At 66.5% G+C, this 12,356-nt stretch carries 12 protein-coding genes and 2 pseudogenes; 10 read left to right on the top strand and 4 right to left on the bottom strand.

Features of this window, described 5'->3' with window-relative positions:
- Nucleotides 1–2 precede the first annotated feature (2 nt).
- The 5 genes and pseudogenes from AC1RN5_RS21505 to AC1RN5_RS21485 form a co-directional block, all read left to right on the top strand.
- The gene (locus tag AC1RN5_RS21505) at nt 3–932 is read left to right on the top strand and encodes a chemotaxis protein CheW (RefSeq protein WP_493043799.1); all 930 of its coding nucleotides are present in this window, start codon (nt 3–5) and stop codon (nt 930–932) included.
- A gap of 76 nt (nt 933–1,008) precedes the next feature.
- Nucleotides 1,009–2,238, top strand: coding sequence for a 5-aminolevulinate synthase (hemA, locus tag AC1RN5_RS21500; protein ID WP_493043797.1), 1,230 nt, complete (start codon nt 1,009–1,011; stop codon nt 2,236–2,238).
- A gap of 384 nt (nt 2,239–2,622) precedes the next feature.
- Nucleotides 2,623–2,727 (top strand): annotated as a pseudogene (locus tag AC1RN5_RS21495) (IS110 family transposase); the annotation flags it as partial.
- Nucleotides 2,728–2,809: 82 nt separating this feature from the next.
- Entirely contained in the window at nt 2,810–3,205 is a 396-nt protein-coding gene (locus AC1RN5_RS21490; RefSeq protein ID WP_493043795.1) for a methyl-accepting chemotaxis protein, read from the top strand.
- A gap of 2 nt (nt 3,206–3,207) precedes the next feature.
- Nucleotides 3,208–3,435 (top strand): annotated as a pseudogene (locus tag AC1RN5_RS21485) (chemotaxis protein CheW); the annotation flags it as partial.
- On the opposite strand, the gene AC1RN5_RS21480 reads toward AC1RN5_RS21485, so the two are convergent.
- Nucleotides 3,435–3,599 (bottom strand): DUF1993 family protein, encoded by a 165-nt coding sequence (locus tag AC1RN5_RS21480; RefSeq protein ID WP_493043793.1) that lies wholly within the window; start codon nt 3,597–3,599, stop codon nt 3,435–3,437. The pseudogene AC1RN5_RS21485 and the gene AC1RN5_RS21480 overlap by 1 nt on opposite strands.
- Before the next feature lie 396 nt (nt 3,600–3,995).
- A complete protein-coding gene (locus AC1RN5_RS21475; RefSeq protein ID WP_493043792.1) occupies nt 3,996–4,307 on the bottom strand; it encodes a low molecular weight phosphatase family protein in 312 nt (103 codons plus the stop codon).
- A gap of 135 nt (nt 4,308–4,442) precedes the next feature.
- On the opposite strand from AC1RN5_RS21475, the gene AC1RN5_RS21470 reads away from it, so the two are divergent.
- Complete coding sequence (locus tag AC1RN5_RS21470) at nt 4,443–4,697, top strand: hypothetical protein (protein ID WP_493043790.1); 255 nt, start codon at nt 4,443–4,445, stop codon at nt 4,695–4,697.
- A gap of 185 nt (nt 4,698–4,882) precedes the next feature.
- The gene (locus AC1RN5_RS21465; RefSeq protein WP_493043788.1) at nt 4,883–5,788 is read left to right on the top strand and encodes a MurR/RpiR family transcriptional regulator; all 906 of its coding nucleotides are present in this window, start codon (nt 4,883–4,885) and stop codon (nt 5,786–5,788) included.
- Nucleotides 5,789–5,801: 13 nt separating this feature from the next.
- On the opposite strand, the gene AC1RN5_RS21460 is transcribed toward AC1RN5_RS21465, so the two are convergent.
- Both AC1RN5_RS21460 and AC1RN5_RS21455 read right to left on the bottom strand, forming a co-directional pair.
- Nucleotides 5,802–6,587, bottom strand: coding sequence for an HAD-IIA family hydrolase (locus AC1RN5_RS21460; RefSeq protein ID WP_493043786.1), 786 nt, complete (start codon nt 6,585–6,587; stop codon nt 5,802–5,804).
- A 313-nt stretch (nt 6,588–6,900) separates the two neighbouring features.
- Nucleotides 6,901–9,150 (bottom strand): TonB-dependent receptor plug domain-containing protein, encoded by a 2,250-nt coding sequence (locus AC1RN5_RS21455; protein WP_493043784.1) that lies wholly within the window; start codon nt 9,148–9,150, stop codon nt 6,901–6,903.
- A gap of 471 nt (nt 9,151–9,621) precedes the next feature.
- On the opposite strand from AC1RN5_RS21455, the gene AC1RN5_RS21450 reads away from it, so the two are divergent.
- From AC1RN5_RS21450 to phnE, 3 genes are read left to right on the top strand one after another with little or no spacing between them, the layout of a single operon-like run.
- Complete coding sequence (locus AC1RN5_RS21450) at nt 9,622–10,530, top strand: phosphate/phosphite/phosphonate ABC transporter substrate-binding protein (RefSeq protein ID WP_493043782.1); 909 nt, start codon at nt 9,622–9,624, stop codon at nt 10,528–10,530.
- Complete coding sequence (locus AC1RN5_RS21445; protein ID WP_493043780.1) at nt 10,530–11,324, top strand: phosphonate ABC transporter ATP-binding protein; 795 nt, start codon at nt 10,530–10,532, stop codon at nt 11,322–11,324. The genes AC1RN5_RS21450 and AC1RN5_RS21445 overlap by 1 nt, the downstream gene beginning before the upstream one ends.
- The gene (phnE, locus tag AC1RN5_RS21440; RefSeq protein ID WP_493043778.1) at nt 11,321–12,337 is read left to right on the top strand and encodes a phosphonate ABC transporter, permease protein PhnE; all 1,017 of its coding nucleotides are present in this window, start codon (nt 11,321–11,323) and stop codon (nt 12,335–12,337) included. The genes AC1RN5_RS21445 and phnE overlap by 4 nt, the downstream gene beginning before the upstream one ends.
- Nucleotides 12,338–12,356: the final 19 nt, after the last annotated feature.

Here is a 12,356-nt window from a genome sequence, read left to right as displayed (position 1 = left end):
GAATGCCGCTCTCCCAGGCCAGACTGCCGCCTGTCGGCGCGGAGCTGATCATGGTGCAGATCGGCGAACAGCAGTTCGCCATCGACATCATGTCGGTTCGCGAGATCCGCGGCTGGGCCCCCGCCACCCCGCTGCCCCACGCTCCGTCTTATGTCCGCGGCATGGTCAACCTGCGCGGCGTCATTCTGCCAGTGGTGGATCTTGGCTCGCGCCTGGGGCTGGGGGACAGCCAGCCCGACAGCTCCTCGGTGGTCGTCGTGGCGCAAATCCACGGTCGTCAGGTCGGCCTTCTGGTGGACGCCGTATGCGACATCCTGCTGCTCACCGAGAACATGCTGCAGGACACCCCCGATGTCGGGGTGTCCGTCATCCGGGACTTCGTGCAGGGCGTCATGACCACCGACAGCGGCATTGTGACCCTTCTCAGCCTTGACGAAGTGCTTCCAAGCGCAGTGAGCGCGTCTCTCCAACCGACGGCGAGCGCAAACCTGAAGGCAGCGCCAGCGAGCTATGGTTTGACGGCCGCCGAGATCGACCTGGTTAGGTCGTCCTTCGGGAAGGTTGTTCCGATCGCCGATGCCGCGGCCAGCCTGTTTTATGACCGTCTCTTCGAACAGAATCCCGACGTGCGCTCCATGTTCACCGGCGATATGTCCAGGCAGGGCCGGTTGCTGATGCAGATGCTCGCGACAGCCGTGAACTCCCTGGACAAGGCGCAGGCTCTCATGCCCGCCCTGGAGGCCATGGCGGTTCGTCACCAGGGCTATGGCGTGAAGACCGAACACTACGACGCCGTGGGTTCGGCCCTACTCTGGACCCTCCAGCAGGGCTTGGGGGACGCCTATACGCCCGAGGTCGAGGCCGCCTGGACGAAGACCTACGCATTGATCGCCGACGTAATGATCGGCGCGACGCGGGCCAAGGCCGCATAGCCAGTCGTCCAGTTTGGGGGCGCCCGGAGAGTTCTTCATCCGTGCCAGCGACCGTTCTCGCGGGGAATTCAAGTCGATGGATTACAAGGCCGCGTTTCGCACCGCTCTTGAGCAGGTTCATGCCGAGGGACGTTATCGGGTCTTCGCCGACCTGAAGCGTCATCGGGGTCAGTTCCCGAAGGCGACCTGGACCCGTGAGGACGGGACCTCCTCGGAGGTGGTGGTCTGGTGCTCCAACGACTATCTGGGCCAGGGCCAGAACCCGCTGGTGCTGGACGCCATGCACCGGGCCATCGACGAGGCCGGCGCAGGCTCTGGCGGCACCCGCAACATCTCCGGCACCACCCACTACCATGTCGAGCTGGAGGCCGAGCTGGCTGACCTGCACGGCAAGGAAGCGGCCCTGCTGTTCACCTCGGGCTATGTCTCCAACGAGGCCTCGCTCTCGACGCTGTACAAGATCCTGCCGGGCCTGATCGTCTTCTCCGACGAGCTGAACCACAATTCGATGATCTCCGGCATCCGGGCCGGCAGGCGCGAGCAGCGCCGGGTGTTCCGCCACAACGACCTGGCCCACCTGGAGGAGCTGCTGGCCCGCGAGCCCCTGGAGGCGCCCAAGCTGATCGCCTTCGAGAGCGTCTATTCCATGGACGGCGACATCGCCGACATGAGGGGCATGGTGGCCCTGGCCAAGAAATACCACGCCATGACCTATCTGGACGAGGTCCACGCGGTGGGCATGTACGGTCCCCGCGGCGCCGGGGTGGCCGAGCGGGACGGGGTGATGGACCAGATCGACATCATCGAGGGGACGCTGGCCAAGGCCTTCGGGGTGATGGGGGGCTATATCGCCGCCGACGCCATGATCGTCGACGCCATCCGCTCCTATGCCGACGGCTTCATCTTCACCACCTCCCTGCCGCCGGCGCTGGCCGCCGGGGCCGTGGCCTCGATCCGCTATCTGAAGGAGCACAACGAGGTCCGCGTCGCCCACCAGGAGCGGGCCGCGGCCCTGAAGGCCAAGCTGGCCAAGGCCGGCCTGCCGGTCATGCCCTCGGAGAGCCACATCGTCCCGGTCCTGGTCGGCGACCCCCACCACTGCAAGATGATCAGCGACATCCTGCTCGAAGAGCACGGGGTCTATGTCCAGCCCATCAACTACCCCACCGTCCCACGCGGCGCCGAGCGCCTGCGCTTCACCCCCAGCCCCGCCCACACCGACGCCATGATGGACGACCTGGCCGCCACGCTGGAAATGCTGTGGGCCCACTGCAACATCAAGCGCGTGGGCGGCTACGCCGCCTGAGGCGGTGTCCAATGAAGCCGCCGGATAGCGTAATTAGTATGGCTGATTTCCGATGGGTTGGGGACGATGCGTTCCATCTGGATGGATCACTGTGGATCCAAGTGGCGGCACGTCGACCTGGGCGGTGTCATCTCAGTGGACAATCATTTCAGGAGGGCGCCGCGGTGTTTCGACCGGTGAGTTCGAAAACGAGGTCGCGGCGGATCTTAACCTGCGTGCTCCTGCCGGACCTGTGATCTCAAGGTCCCATATGGCCATCGATCGCCACATTGTACGGTGGGTAGTATCCTTGAGCAGTGTCCTCAATAGCCTCAACGCTGCCGCCTTGTTGCGAGCTCCTGGGCCAGCATGTGCAACACCTCGCCCTCGTCATCGACCGCCCGCCCGCGGCTGGCGGCCAGACCCGGCATCGGCGTCATCACCGCCACCGCGCTTTCCGCCGCCGTGACCGACCCTGGCCTGTTCCGCTCCGGCCCGGAGTTCGCCGCCTTCGCTTACGGGCGAAGATGGTCGCGCCGACGGCTAAGCCCCGCCAGATCGGCCGCGAATTGACCGGCCACGAGTCCCAACGGTGGAAGCGGGCAAGGCTTTGCAGTCCATCGTGACCAAGGTGGCCGAAATCGACGCTGTCATCTCCGAAATCTCAGCCTCGGCCCAGGAGCAATCCACGGGGCTTGCTCAGGTCAATATCGCGGTCAACCAGATGGACCAGGTGGTCCAGCAGAACGCCGCCATGGTGGAGGAGTCCACCGCAGCCGCCCACTCGATGAAGGCGGAGATCGGCGACCTGGTGCAACTGGTCTCCAGGTTCCAGGTGGAAGGCTCCCGCGCCGCCAGCCGAACCGCTCCGCGACCGGCGTCCGCCGGGTCCGCAGCCAGGCCTTCGCCCGCCCGGGCCATGCAGCGTAAGGTCGCCGCCAGCCTGGGCGGCCGAACACGCACCGGCGAAGGCTGGGAAGAGTTCTGAGGATGCCCGGGTCTCAGAGCAATTTCCCACCTGTCGGCGCAGAACTGATCATGGTCCAGATCGGTGACCAGCAGTTCGCCATCGACATCATGTTGGTCCGTGAGGTTCGCGGATGGGCGCCCGCCACCCCGCTGCCGCATGCGCCCCCCTACGTCCGCGGAATGATCAACCTGCGAGGCCTCATCCTCCCGGTCGTGGATCTCGGCGCGCGACTTGGCCTGGCTTCAACCTAGGCGAACGGCGCCATATCGTGGATCAGGCGGGCCTCGACGAGGGTCCGCGGATCGAGCCGCGTGGCGCCGCAATGGGCCACGGCTCGATCCAGCACGCCGCCGAGCGCGGTCAAGGTCTGGCGGAACACCGGAACCGAGATGTCGTAAATCGTCAGAGACATTGAGCGCCTGTCGCCGATGGAGGACAGGGCCAAGCCCATAGCTCGGTCCGGTTACGGTGGCGCGACAGTCGCAAGACCGCCAGCGCATCAATGCCGGGTCGGCCTCCCGGGGTGTTCGCGACCGCTGCTTGTCGGCCCCTGAGGCGGCGCGTTCCCGCCAGACGGGACGCCGACGGTGGATTGCCGAGTTCCGCGTCCGTCGTGCGGGTGAGCCGGCCGAGACAGCAGAGCACCAGGCCGGTGAGCGCACCCGCGTCGAGCAGGAGCCAACCGATCGCGCCTCGGCGGCCGGCTGCGGCGGCGGCCCCGAGGAGAATCAGCAGCCCCATGCCGCAGGCGTAGAGGAGAACGAAGCCGACGAGCACCAGGGTGTTCTGCCGCGTCCGGCGCATCGCCTCAGGCCTCCCCGAAGCCCGTCTCCGCGCCAGCCTCGCCATCCCCCTCCCCGCGTGCGGCCTGGTAGGAGAGGCCGCGCACCGCCCGCCGGAGGGACACTCGATCGAGGGTCGCCATCGGCAGGTTGAGCAAGAGATTGATGCAGTTGTTCAGCAGGCGATAGATCTCGGCGAAGGCGAGGCCTCGGGCCGCAACCGGGCCCTCGACCGCGACCGGATCGGGGACGCCCCAATGGGCGGTGATCGGACGGCCGGGAAGTCCCGGACACCGTTCGCCTTCGACGCTGTCGTAGACCGAGAAGGTGAAATCCATCTGCGGAGCGTCGGGACGGGTGCCCTTCTCTCGCCTGGACAACTCACCGACTTACGTGAGGCCAACGTATACGTCCTGATCAACGCCCTGCTTCGCGAAGTCCCCCGCACAACGCCGCAGGCGACGATCCCGATAGTGGAGCGCAGCTTCTCTACCCTCATGATGCACATGACGCGCGCGGCGATCACGCGAACATCGGCTTTCGCCGCCCGCCAAGATATGAATTTTCACTCGGCGGCGATCCCGCCCGAATACCTGGATCAGAGTTGGTTGGACTTCGATCCAGCACGGATGCAGGCCCTGTTTGACCTTGGAAAAGCGCGAGCGGCGAGCGGTCGGCTTTGGCGATCCGCTGAGCAGGCACTTGCGCAGTCCGCCGGCGGTGACTGATCGCCGCCCGGTCGCCGAGGGGCGACCGCAGCCTCCATTCGCCGCCCGTCCGAAGGCCAACTGGCGATGCGCCGACGCGCCGGCGGGATCCGCCACGCGGGGCCTTCTGGACCTATCCGAAACAGAATGGCATGACCTGGGCGGGCAGCGGATTGAAAAGGACTCAGGCCTTGGCGCGACGAGCGATGCCGACCGAGCCGGAGGCTCCAAAACTCAAGTCTCGCGGACGGTCCGCCGACCACGCTCCGGTGGAGAACGCGCTGGCTCGCATCCGGGCCGCCCACGCCAGCCTGCCCCCCGGCGCGCGGCGCATAGCCGACTATGTGCTCGAACAGCCTGAGCAAATCGTGCGGATGTCGGTAACGGAACTGTCCGAGGCCACCGAGGCCAGCGAAGGCAGCGTGATCAACTTCTGTCAGAAGCTCGGCCTGTCCGGATTCCAGCAGCTCAAACTGAGCCTAGCTCAGGAGATCGTCCAGCCGGTCCATTTCATCCACGAGGACCTGGAACCCAGCGACGACGCCGACACAGTCTGCCGCAAGATCTTCCACTCCGGCATCCAGGCCCTGCGCGACACTCTGACGGTCCTGGACCCCAAGTCGCTGGCCAAGGCGGTGGAGGTCCTGCGCGGCGCCAAGCGGATCGAGATCTACGGCATCGGCTCGTCGGCCCCCATCGCTGAGGACGCGCACTACCGCATGCTGCGCATCGGCCTGGAGGCCAAGGTGGTGATCGACAGCCACGTCCAGGCGATCAGCGCCTCCCAGACCGACCCGGACGTGGCGGTGCTGACCGTGTCGCACTCCGGCTCGACCCACGAGACGGTGACCTCGACCAAGCTGGCCAAGGCCGCCGGCGCCAAGACGGTGGTGATCACCAACTACGCCCGCTCGCCCATCCAGGCCCATGCCGACGTCGTGCTGTTCACCATGGCCCGCGAGACGCGATTCCGCACTGAGGCCATGACCAGCCGCATCGCCCAGCTGTGCGTGCTCGACGCCCTGATCGCGGCCCTGGCCCTGGCGGACTACGACCGCGCCACCGGGACCCTGCAGCGGACGTTCGACATCCTGTCGATCAAACGCTTCTGAGCCCGACAGCCGCCTAGAGCAGGTCGGCGATCGAAAAGTCCGAGCGGGCGCCCACCAGAATGCTCTTCATCCCCAGCGCGCTGGCCCCGGCGATGTCGGTGGCAGCATTGTCGCCGATCATGACGGCCTGCCCGGGGGCGGCGTCCAGCCCGCGGCAGGCCGCCTCGAACAGGTGGGCGGCGGGCTTCCCGACGACCTCGAAATCAATCTCGCCGGACCCCAGGCAAGCCAGGATCGCCGCGAGCAGGGCGCCGGTTTCCGGGACAATGCGTCCCATCGGCCCGGGATGGGTGTCGTCGGGGTTGGCCACGATCAGCCGCGCGCCCCTGGCCAGGCAGTTCACCGCCCGATCCAGCTTGGCGTAGCTGAAGCGGGTGTCGCGCAGCAGCACCACCAGGTCGGCCTCGTCCTGCACCAGGTTCAACCCGAGATTTCGGCCATGGGCCTTCATGCGCCCCTCCCCCAGAACCAGGACACGCTCGGCGCCCTGGGCCAGGGCCCGCCTGAGCGCTTCGTCCCCGGCCAGCAGCACCCGCCCCGGCGGCAAGGTCACACCGGCCGCAGCCAGGGTCTGCTCGAAATCGGCAGGCAGGTGGGTGGAGTTGTTTGAGACGATAACCACGCGCGACAGATTGGCGGCGATCAGCTGCACGGCGGCATCCAGGGGACGGTTGCCCAGGGCCACGCAGCCGTCCCAGTCCAGCAGGATCCCCTGAGACGACGCGAGGGCCTCGCGGGCGGCGTCCAGCCCCGGAGGTCTCACCGCAGGGGAAGATGAAGGCGTGAAGTCGTGCCTCAATGGTCCGCTCCGGCGTCGAGTCGGCGCGCATTCAAGATGCTCATTTTTCCATCTAGCATTAATGAGATTATTTCAGTCAATCGGGCGGGCGAGACGTCCGACGACGCCTCCCGCCTCGCGGCGGGGCAGGAAGCACCTGGGGGCTCCCGCCCCTGGGGGCTGGCGTGCGCCTGGCCACCTCAGGCGATGGGCCACAGGCGCAGGGGCATAGATTCGATACCCAGGATGAACCGAAGGATGCGGCGGGGCTCGAGGCCCCGCCACACCTAGCTTGCCCGCCCCCGACGAGAGCAAGGGCCGGAACGCCTCGTGTCTAGAATCGCGTCGAGAAGGACACGTAGAACGACCGCGGCTTACCTTCGAAAGGATAGCCATAGTAGTAGGCGGCGTCGGTGGTCTTCACCTGGCCCAAGGCGTAGGCCTTGCTGTAGCGCATGTTGGCGATGCCGTAGCGTTCGGCGTAGTCTTCGTCGAGCAGGTTGGCGACGCGCAGCTGCAACTGGTGCTGCATCTCCTTGCCCAGGAAATAGTTGATCGTCGCATTGACGACCGTGTAGTTGCCGAAGTTCGTTCGGATGGACGGCCGGCCGTTCACGGTGAGACCACCGGTGGCCCACTCGGAGCCCTGAACCCGCGGCATGATCGCGACGTTCCAACGCTTGTCCGGCGAGGTCCACGACACCGTGCCGGACATGAACCAGGCCGGCGTTTCGCCGATCTGATCGCCCTTCTGGGCGCCGCTCTGGGCCGAGGCGTCCTGCGAAGTGTAGCCCAGGTTGACTTTCCAGGCGTCGCCGATGGTGACGTTCAGGTCCGCTGTCGCCCCTAGGATCTTGGTCAGAGCCGCGTCATTGTAATAGGTATTGCGCGCGTCGAAGCCGCCGCCGGCGGGGATCGGGAAGCCGGTGGTCGTGCGAATGCGGTTGGTGATTTCGGTCTGGAAGCCCGAGACCTCGAAGCCGACGCGCATGTCTCCGAAGGCGCCCTCGAAGCCGACCCCGGCGTTGTAGGTCTCGGTGTGCTCGGCCTGAAGGTCCGGGTTGCCAACGACCGTCAGGGTCTCGTTGAATAGTTCGGTGCCACGCGGCAGGCTGTAGGAGGTGCCGCCGTTGGCTCGAGCGTAGAGGCCCCAAGGCAACGGCTGGCGAAGGCCGAACTTCCAGATCGTCTCGGTGTCCTTGCTGGGCAGGATGTCGGTGCGCACCGCCAGCGATATCTTGGTGTCGGGGCTGAAGGGCAGCCGCGGCCGAACGTCGACAAAGACGCCGGTGGTGGTCGCCTTGTCGTCCGGCACCGGGAACTCAATCGCGGAATCGTCGTGGTAGCTGACAACCTGAACGCCGCCGACCGCCTGGCCGAGGTCGCCCAGTTCCAGGGTGTTGCGGACGGTCAGGCCCATTTCCTTGAAGCCCGCCCGGCGCTGGTTGGTGGAGCCGAAGCCGTGGTTTTTCGCAGCGAAGACCAGACCCGACCATTCGCCGAACGGATGGATGACGCTGGTCGCGGGGTCCTTGCAGCCCGTCTTCACCAGACAGATGTCGGGGTAGAGTTCGGCGTTCCAGAGCTTGGGGTTGGAGTAGTAGCCGGTGACCTCGGTGAGCAGGTTCTCCGACCATCGCCGCTCCAGCGACGCGTCGATGATCGGATAGCGCACCGTGTTGGGCGAGTAGATCTCACTGTTGGGGAAGGCGTCCTGGAACCAGGATTCGGTGTATTCCCCGTTCAGGCGGAACGTCGTGTCATCGTCGATCTTCCAGAGATACTTCACGCCGAGCTCGTTGCGGTTCAGCGGATAGTCCTGCTTGGCGCCGGCCAGCCGGACGTTGTCGACGATGTCATCGGGATTGTAGATTCGCGGGCTGTCGGTCGCCAGCATCGAGCCGTAGACCATCACGCTGTGGCGGCCGTCCTCGTCGATCGGGAAGCTGTAGTTGCCCCAGATCTCGCGGGTCTCATAGGAGCCGTAGCTCACGCCAAACTCCCCCTTGCGGGAGCCGTCTGGACGCTTGGAGACCAGGCTGACGACCCCGATGCCGCCGTTGGAGCCGAAGAACAGGCTGTTGCCGCCGCGAAAGACCTCCATCGTCTCGATCATGTGCGGATCGATGGTGGTCGAGCCCCAGATATCCTCCAGCGCGGGGCCTCGGTCGTAGAGCGGCACGCCATCGCGCACGACCAGGGTGTCGCGGTCGCCGCCGCCGTCCAGGCGGATGGTGAACTCGCCTTCGTCAGGCGAGTAGCCGATGTTCACGCCCTTAACCAGGAACTGAGCGAGTTCGGCAAAGTTAGTGGCGCCGCTCACCCGCACGTCCTCGGCCGTCACGACCTGCACAGCGTTGCCATATTCGACGGCTTCGACGGCCACGACGCTAACATGTTCGCGACGGCCGAGGACTTCGACGGAATCGACCTCCGTCTCCGACGACCGCGCCGCCGGCTTCTCGGCGGCCGTGGCCAGGCTCGGCAAAGCACACGACGCCATCAGAAGGCTGACGTAGCCGGCGAGCAAAGGAATTGATTTCGCGGTCATGGACCCACCCCTGTGAAACTGAACCTGGTTCAAGCCTCTGCGTGCGGGCCCCGCTCCTACGAGCGCGTCGGCCCTCCTCCGCTCAGCGGCAGACCGATTAGCGACGCCATGTGACGGAGGAGTGAATGTAGTTCATTTTTGGTGTGATAATAATTGAGATCACCACACTCCTCGGGCGAGACATAGTCGGATCCCCAGACCGGCTGCGCACCGGCTCTCGCCCAGCTAAGTCCGCGCAGACTCAGGTTTCTTTGGAATTTCCCGATTGCCTTCCGACGATCAGAGGTCGGAATTCGGGGCCGAAAAGGCGGCCCCGCACCTGAAGCGGGTACCATGCCAACTGAATCTCAGGCGACCTCCCGCGCCCGACGCGCACCGAAGTGAGTGAATTTTGCACACTCCACTGACGCATTTAGATTGAGCTAGCTTCACGAGAGCGTCACATCCGCAGGCTAGGAGCCCTCCATGTTCGCGGCGAAAGCCGGCCCAATTGGAGGACAAGGTATGCGTCGTTGGCTTCTGGCGATCTTCTTCGCCCTATTCGCGGGCTCCGCGGCCTTCGCCGCTGCGCCGCAGGCGCCCCTGCGAGTGGTGCTGATCCCCGCCGATGGCGGCACCGAGACCGGCACCAAGGCCGACTACCAGCCGGTGTTCAACGCGGTCTCGAAAATGACCGGCCTGAAGTTCGACATCCGGGTCGCCCAATCCTATAGCGCCGTGGTGGAGGCCATGTGCAACGGCACGGCCGACATCGCCTTCGTCGGCCCCGTCGTCTACGTCCAGGCTCACAAGCGCGGGTGCGCCGACCTCCTGGCCGTGGCCGTCGAGAAGGGGCAGTCGATCTACTACGCTGGCCTGTTCGCCAAGGCCGATGCACCGATCAAGACCGTCCGCGACCTGAAGGGCCGCCGGGTGGCCTTTGGCGACGTCAACTCGACCTCCTCCTTCGTCTTCCCGATGGCCATGATCCTCGACGCCGGGCTCGACCCGGTGAAGGACCTGGCCGCCATCCGGCTCACCGGCAGCCACGCCAACAGCCTGGGGGCCCTGACCCAGGGTCAGGTGGATGTCGCCGCGCTCTCCTTCGACTCCTTCGACAAGGCCGTGCGCCAGGGCGCCGTCGATCCCAAGACCGTCAAGGTCGTGGCCCGCAGCATCGCCATCCCCTACCCGCCGCTGGTCATGAACTCCAAGCTGCCGGCGCCCCTGAAGGCCCGACTGAAGCGCGCCTTCGCCGACGTGGCCAAGGCCCCGGGCGTCACGCCCGACATGATCCGCGGCTACGGCGGCGCCAAGGTGGACGGGTACGACTCCGCCTTCCCGGCTGCGAAGTTCAACATCGCCGCCGGCATGATGGCGCGGCTGGACGACGACCTGAAGGGCGAGATCCTCAAGAAGGCGGCCGAACGGTGATGATCGCCTTCGACCGCGTCGAAAAGCGCTACGCCGACGGGGCGCTCGCCCTGGCCGGCGTCAGCTTCGAGATCCCCAGGGGTCAGTTCTGTGTGCTCCTGGGGCCCTCCGGTGCGGGCAAATCCACCCTCCTGCGGACACTCAACGGCCTGACCCCGCCCACAGCGGGCGAGGTTCGGATCGGGGGCGTCCGCGTCGAGCCCAAGACCCTGCCCACCCTGCGGCCGGCGATCGGCATGATCCACCAGCAATTCAACCTGACGCCCAGAGCCTCGGCCGCCGTCAATGTGATCTCAGGCGCCCTTCCGGCGGTTTCGACCCTGGCCGCCGTCTTCGGCCTGTTTCCCGCGCGGCATCGGCGCAAGGCTTGCGACCTGATGGCCGCGGTCGGCCTCGGCCCGGAGCATCTGACACGGCGGGTCGACGAGCTCTCCGGCGGCCAGCAGCAGCGGATCGGGATCGCGCGCGCATTCATGCTCGACCCGGCCCTGGTGCTGGCCGACGAACCCGTGGCCAGCCTCGACCCCTCGACCAGCCGCGACGTGCTCCAGCTGCTCAAGGACCAGGCGATGGCGCGCGACGCTACGGTGCTGTGCAGCCTGCACCAGATCGACCTTGCGCTGACCTTCGCCGACCGGATCGTCGCCCTGCGCGCCGGCCGCCTGGTGTTCGACGGCGAGCCCGCCGACCTGACGCCGGCGAAGATCGCCGAGATCTACGACCGCCCCGTGGCGACCTCGGAGGCGCCGCGTCCCGCCGCGACCGCGGCCCACCTGATCGAGGCGGTCGCATGAAACCCGCGCCAGCTCCCACGACCACGGCCGCCGATTGGCGGTTTCCCAAGCCTTATGGCCTGAAGACGCTCGCTGTCCTGATCGTCGCGGCCCTGGTGCTGTGGCAGAGTGGCCAGCGCGTCGAGATCGACAAGATGGTCGCGCTGTCGGCCGAAGGGGTGATGGCGGCCGTCGGCCTCGACGACGATTCCCAGGTGGCCAAGGGCTTCGCCTCCGTCGGCGGCCAGCTCGTCCCGCTGGCGATCGCCGAGCGCACCGAGACCAGCCGGATCGAGAACTTCGACCGCGACCGCCTGCCCGCCTTCTCGCGCATCGAGGTGGTCCGCACCGAGACCTCCACGCTCAACCCCGAGACCCTCCAGATGGAGCCGGCGTGGGAGGAGAAGGAGTTCATGATCGAGCCCTTCGGCTACCTGCAGCATGTCGCGCTGAAGATGCTGGAGACCATCGAGATCGCCCTGTGGGGCACGGTCCTGGCTGTGCTGCTGGGCCTGCCGCTGGCGATCCTCGGCGCGCGAAACCTGACCCCGCACCCGCTGGTGCACATGGCCTCGCGCGCCGTAGTCAGCCTGTGCCGCGCCGTGCCGGAGCTGATCAGCGCGCTCTTCCTCGTGCTCGCCTACGGTTTCGGCCCCATCGCCGGGGTCCTGGCGTTGGCCGTCCACGCGGCGGGCTTCCTGGGCAAGTTCTACGCCGAGGACATCGAGAACGCCGACACCAAGCCGCAGGAGGCCTTGCAGGCCATCGGCGCCAACCGCCTGAAGGTCCTGGGCTATGCGATCCTGCCGCAGGTCATGCCGCAGTATGTGGCCTACACGCTCTACATCCTCGACCGGAACGTACGCATGGCCATGGTCATCGGCCTCGTGGGCGCGGGCGGCATCGGCCAGGAGCTGAAGGGCCGCTACGACATGTATAACTACGGCCACGTGGGCACGATCCTGGTGGCCATTTTCCTGCTGGTCTTCGCGCTGGACCAGATGTCGACCCGCCTGCGGCGCCGGCTGCTTTGACCCCACATCCCTAAATCGA

This window comes from Phenylobacterium sp. GW821-FHT12F10 (genome assembly GCF_058806695.1).
Note: the sequence above shows the minus strand (reverse complement) of the source record. Positions and strands in the feature narration are given on the sequence as shown.

Coding starts and splice junctions, on each gene's coding strand:
- AC1RN5_RS21505 (WP_493043799.1), top strand. CDS start 3: ATGCCGCTCTCCCAGGCCAGACTGCCGCCTGTCGGCGCGGAGCTGATC.
- hemA (WP_493043797.1), top strand. CDS start 1,009: ATGGATTACAAGGCCGCGTTTCGCACCGCTCTTGAGCAGGTTCATGCC.
- AC1RN5_RS21480 (WP_493043793.1), bottom strand. CDS start 3,599: ATGTCTCTGACGATTTACGACATCTCGGTTCCGGTGTTCCGCCAGACC.
- AC1RN5_RS21475 (WP_493043792.1), bottom strand. CDS start 4,307: ATGGATTTCACCTTCTCGGTCTACGACAGCGTCGAAGGCGAACGGTGT.
- AC1RN5_RS21465 (WP_493043788.1), top strand. CDS start 4,883: ATGCCGACCGAGCCGGAGGCTCCAAAACTCAAGTCTCGCGGACGGTCC.
- AC1RN5_RS21450 (WP_493043782.1), top strand. CDS start 9,622: ATGCGTCGTTGGCTTCTGGCGATCTTCTTCGCCCTATTCGCGGGCTCC.
- AC1RN5_RS21445 (WP_493043780.1), top strand. CDS start 10,530: ATGATCGCCTTCGACCGCGTCGAAAAGCGCTACGCCGACGGGGCGCTC.
- phnE (WP_493043778.1), top strand. CDS start 11,321: ATGAAACCCGCGCCAGCTCCCACGACCACGGCCGCCGATTGGCGGTTT.